The following is a 4,969-nucleotide window of genomic DNA, read 5'->3' on the forward strand; positions in this document are numbered from 1 at the left end:
CTTGTAATCTATCGCTGGAACAAATCTGTCGGACGTAAAAACTGGGACATGTCAGATGTTGATCAGGTATTGCATCCTGAAATCGGCAGCATTAGAAGCAATAATTTTATTTACAATAACATAAAACATCTGCTTGACATGGGAGTCATGGAATGCATCAACCCCGAAGTTAAAACCGGCAAAATATTTAGATTAACCGAAAAAGGCGAAAGAATACTTGAATCATCATAGCTTACCTGTTACCAACCAACATTAACACCCGCCATCAGCTATTCAAAACCAACAATCCAGAACCAGTTCATATACTGCAATTTAAAACAAGACATTATTTTCAAAATCACGGCAGTTAATGTAAAAACCAGTTGATTAAAATAAAAGAAAAAAAGTAGCTATTAGTTATATCAACATTAAAATTAAAATAAATGAATGTTTGGTAGGGACATCTCACAAGTAAGATGCCGCCACATTCATCATTCTTATTTTCCAACTTTTGCTTTGAGACCTTCCAGCTCTCTTTTCATTTCTCTAACATCATCCATCTCTTTTCTAATGTCAACAAGTTCAGATTCGAGCTTATTCTTTTCATTCTCCATTTGCATAAACTCAGGAGATTTGATAGACAGCTTTTCAACTTCTTTACTTATAGTTACAGCATGGAGATGCTTGATATATTCATATTTCAAATCTTCAGGATTTGTCATGAAATATGACTGGTCGGTTTTGTTTTTAGCCTTTCCCTGCAAGTCATTGACATCATCCAGACTCATGCCGTCATTGTAAAGTGCAGATGCATGGAACTTACGGAGCATATGGCTTCTCAGCCTGTTGAAATATCCTACCTTACCAAAACCCAATCCATCATTGATAGCAACAAACATTTCTGAAAGATATGTAGTATTTATCTTAAAAAGAGGTCTATCATTAGTTAAAGGATCATTCCTGCTTAACAGATATGAATTTATCGCATTGACGGCTTCAGGACTGCAGTAGGTAGTGTAATGCTTATCAGTTTTTTGTCTTCTGATATTGAAAGTAGGAACTACATTTTCTGCATCGCCCAAATCCTCAATGATTTCATAGATATCTTTTTTATCTGTATAATCACTTAAGGCCTTAATATACTCTCCGATTGTTAAATTAAGTACTTCTCTTTTAGCACAACCACTGGAGACCATAAAGCAAATGATAGCTGACATTAAAGGACTTGCAACACTTAGTGCTTTCCTTAACAGTTCTTTGTCCGGCAAATCACTGAATCTTATAGGTTCTGAAGTAGTGACATTCTTTTTGTTGACTGGAGGCAATGGGAACAGTTCAATCTCAAAATATTTGTACATTGTTAAAATAGGTCTTAAAAGAGTGTTGACTGTATTCAATGCATAGTTTTCCAACAAGTGTTGTCTGAATGTTAACAATCTTCTTTTTAATTTTCTTTTTTTCCATTTGATGCCTGCATCTTCTTCAGCTTCTGCTTCTTTCAACAGTTCTTCCAAAGACATTGAACAAAAAGTAGTATATTTGTTTACAGCATCCTTGTATACTTCTCGTGTCCTTTTCGCATGATTTCGCATCATGTGTATTTCTTCTAAGAGTTCGTTATCCATACTATCACTTTCTACAAAATATATAATATATTTTCATAGAGAGCATTTGGTAAGTATTATTTTCAAGAAGTGTAAGATATTTTCAATAACTCCATATCTATTGGGTCCAAAAAATCACCTTAAATTAAAATATAACAATTCAATATAAATATAATTAACTTAAAAAAGGAAAATCATATGAGGAAAACAATATTAAAATTATGGGCAGACCTGTCTACAAAATATGTGACAAAAGGAATCATATTGATTATTGGATTATTAATTTATGGGATTGTTGGTTCATATCTCATTATGGGCCTGAATTTAGTTGATTCCATTTATTATGCAGTAATCACAATGGCAACAGTAGGTTACGGAGATTATTTTCCCGAAACAGGTATCCAAAAGATTTTTGCAACAACCCTCGCTCTTGCAGGAGTTGCATTACTCGCTTATGTATTCAATATAATTTTAACAAATTTCCAAGAGAGAATGGGAGAATATTCAAAAGGAGCTAGAAAAATGAGAACTATAAAAAATATGGATGATTATTTTATTCTTTGCGGATATGGAAGAGTAGGAAAAGTAGTTCTTGATGAATTAAAACAAAGAAATCAAAATGTTATTGTTATTGATAAGGATGAAAAGGTATGTGAAAGCATTGAAGAAAGTGAAAATGTAGTTGTGATGAACAAGGATGCAATTACCAACGATTTTATTGCAGAACTGGCAGATGAAAAATGCAACAGTGTTATTGTAAGTACCGGAAATGATGTAACAAACTTATTTATAGTTTTGACAATTCGTGAAACAAATCCTGATGCCTGGATTGTTACACGTGCTAGCGGATTTGAAAACATTTCAAAACTTAGAAAGGCCGGTGCTGATAAAATTGTATCACCCGAAATAAGTGGAGGATATGAGTTATACTTTGAATCCACAAGACCTCATTTGTTAAAAATAACCGTAAAACACCCATCAGAGGAATTGCTTGATGAATTTAAAATAATAACTAAACATGGATGCACTTTAGAAAACATTGAGTACCACATACCTGGAATTGGAACTCCACTTACCCGTAAGATAAAAACAATGAATTTCGATGAAGGAATTAAATATCAAAAATATTTGGAAGCACATGATACTGAAAGAGAGGCATTAGAAAATTTATACAAAATTACAAACAATACCCATTCCCATTTAATTGCAGGCCCTAATAAAAGTACTTTCGATAAATTAATCAAAGATTTAGAGGAAATGGAAGAAATAATTGGAATAAATTTAACCAATAAAGAAATCGCTAAACTGACAAACAAAGATTTCTAAAATTAAAAAAAAAGATTAATAGAGTAGAAAGACTACTCTTTAATAATTATTTTGCTGCTTGCGGATATTAGGTATTTATTATTAGTAGGACGGATTAAAACTTCGTAATCTCCAATCTTTAATTGTTTTGTATTAATTTTTACAATACCATTTGAATCCGTTTTAATGAGAACTGTTTTGGACATGTTTTGAGAAGACATTCTCACTTTAATTTTAAGTCCGCTAATAGCTTTCTTGGTCTTTTGATTTTTTACAGTAATTTTGAAGTATTTTGTTGTATTGAACTGATTTGTTACACTTGGAGCATTTATGATAGTCGGAGTTTTAATAAGCTTATCAATGTTGCCAAAGTTATGAGTTCCTAAAAACTTCTTATTAGTTGATTGCGGAAGACTGTTTTTGCTGAAATACTTGTTTTTAAAGTAAATATTATCTTTTAAATAAGCAGTTGATCTTCCAACAAGTTTTCCATTGTCATTTGACGCATAAACATCGACTGAAGAAGTTGTTTTGAAATATTTGGAAGTTGTAGCCTTCCAATGGAAAACAGTGATATCCCTTCTGTTTACCCCAAATGAATCAGTTGCGCCAACCTTAATAGCTGCAGTAATCAGATTAGAACCAAATTTGCCATAAGTACTGTGGCGATAATAGGATGCTAGATTCGGACAGCTGAAATATTCTCCAGGATTTAGCTTGCCAGTCCTATATCCTCCTCCCCATACAACAGCAAATTTTCCATTTGGAGCTTTAATGGAAAAGTGGCCAAGACCCAATCTCTGTTCATAATATTGAATCTTTTTTAATGTGGATTTTTTTATGCTGTTAGATTTGACCATTTCACCAGCCAGATTTTCAATTGCTTTGTTGATGCTTGGATTATCTATTCCACCAGTACCTACCATCCATCCATCGGATGTGGTTATTGAATGGAAGAAATAGGAGTTTGAAGTTTTATATTGCTTTATAGCAGTTCGACCATGCCAGTTAACAGACTTGATGTAAATATTCAAGGCATTTGTAGCATCCCTTCTAAAGCCAGCAACGCTTTCATTATTGCTTACCTGCAGATAAAAAGAACAGCAGCCCCATTCTGCAGTAGGTTTAACTTTCATTTTTACCTGTTTTTTAGAATCTCCATATGAAATGTAATTCTCATTTTTAGAATCTTTGATTTGGGCAGATACCTTATAAGAACCTACTTTTAAATTCTTATTTAATTCTGCAATACCTTTTTTATTGGTTGTTGCATGATAATAAGCATATTTTTTGGTTTTTAATGAATAAACCTTAAAAGTAATCCTTATGCCTGCTACGGCATTGTTTGTTATTTTATTATAAACCTTTGCCTTGAAAAATATGTCTGAATTTTCATAGGTGTTGAAGTCATTGATTTTAATTTTTAAAGGTGCTTTTTTAATTTTAACCTGAGTATTTGCTTGACTTGAAATGAAATCGTTATCCCCTGAAAATTTCACGGATGCGTTGTATGCATTTGGCTTTAAATTAATATCCAAGGTTACTTTACCATTCAAATCAGTTGTCCTATTATAAACCTTGCCATTTAAAAAAATATTTAATGTTTTATTTTCTATTGGAACTCCATTAGTATCCTTTAAATAACCAACTAACTGATTCTTTTCTTTATAATATGAATTTATTTCATTTATTTGAATTTGAGTGTTGGTTTTTAAAGAACTGTTATCTGAAATTTCAGTTACTTCCTCATCCAAATTCAATTCCTCACCAACAGAATCCAATTCAAATGAGGCATCATCAGTAACGTTATCTGATGCAAAAGCTATATTTAAACTAATAAAAAAAATTAGAAGTATTAATAAAATATTAATACTTTTTTTAAAATCCATTTAAACATCACCCCCTGCCATGACTCTCTCAGAATTATCATCAGTACCGTTTTCAAGATTATCTACGGTGACATTTTCAGGAACATCCACAGTAGAATTACCATCAGAAACATTCTCAGAATCATCACCAGAAACATTCTCAGGAACATCCACAGTAGAATTACCATCAGAAACATTCTCAGGAACATCCAC

General features: G+C 32.2%; 5 protein-coding genes. 2 read left to right on the top strand and 3 right to left on the bottom strand.

Translation table 11 applies throughout. The features are described 5' to 3' along the window. On the top strand, positions 1-231 hold a 231-nt coding region (locus ACJMLH_RS06340; protein WP_405275844.1), incomplete at its 5' end, for a hypothetical protein. A 245-nt stretch (positions 232-476) separates the two neighbouring features. Here the strand turns inward: ACJMLH_RS06340 and ACJMLH_RS06345 are convergent. Then, positions 477-1,604, bottom strand: a complete 1,128-nt coding sequence (locus ACJMLH_RS06345) for a site-specific integrase (RefSeq protein ID WP_405275846.1) — start codon at positions 1,602-1,604, stop codon at positions 477-479. Positions 1,605-1,781: 177 nt separating this feature from the next. Here ACJMLH_RS06345 and ACJMLH_RS06350 point away from each other — a divergent pair, with 177 nt between their 5' ends. Beyond that, positions 1,782-2,909: an NAD-binding protein gene (locus ACJMLH_RS06350; protein ID WP_405275848.1), complete on the top strand. Its 1,128-nt coding sequence runs from the start codon at positions 1,782-1,784 to the stop codon at positions 2,907-2,909. A 32-nt stretch (positions 2,910-2,941) separates the two neighbouring features. Here ACJMLH_RS06350 and ACJMLH_RS06355 read toward each other — a convergent pair whose 3' ends face one another. Next, complete coding sequence (locus ACJMLH_RS06355; RefSeq protein ID WP_405275850.1) at positions 2,942-4,777, bottom strand: hypothetical protein; 1,836 nt, start codon at positions 4,775-4,777, stop codon at positions 2,942-2,944. Continuing rightward, positions 4,778-4,969: hypothetical protein (locus ACJMLH_RS06360; protein ID WP_405275852.1), on the bottom strand; the 192-nt coding region annotated here is incomplete at its 5' end.

It is taken from the genome of Methanobrevibacter sp., from assembly GCF_045116495.1.
In the GTDB taxonomy this organism is placed as follows: Archaea; Methanobacteriota; Methanobacteria; order Methanobacteriales; family Methanobacteriaceae; genus Methanocatella.

Excerpts from the sequence above, each read along its gene's own strand:
- ACJMLH_RS06355 (WP_405275850.1), bottom strand. The coding sequence starts at position 4,777 with ATGGATTTTAAAAAAAGTATTAATATTTTATTAATACTTCTAATTTTT.
- ACJMLH_RS06350 (WP_405275848.1), top strand. The coding sequence starts at position 1,782 with ATGAGGAAAACAATATTAAAATTATGGGCAGACCTGTCTACAAAATAT.
- ACJMLH_RS06345 (WP_405275846.1), bottom strand. The coding sequence starts at position 1,604 with ATGGATAACGAACTCTTAGAAGAAATACACATGATGCGAAATCATGCG.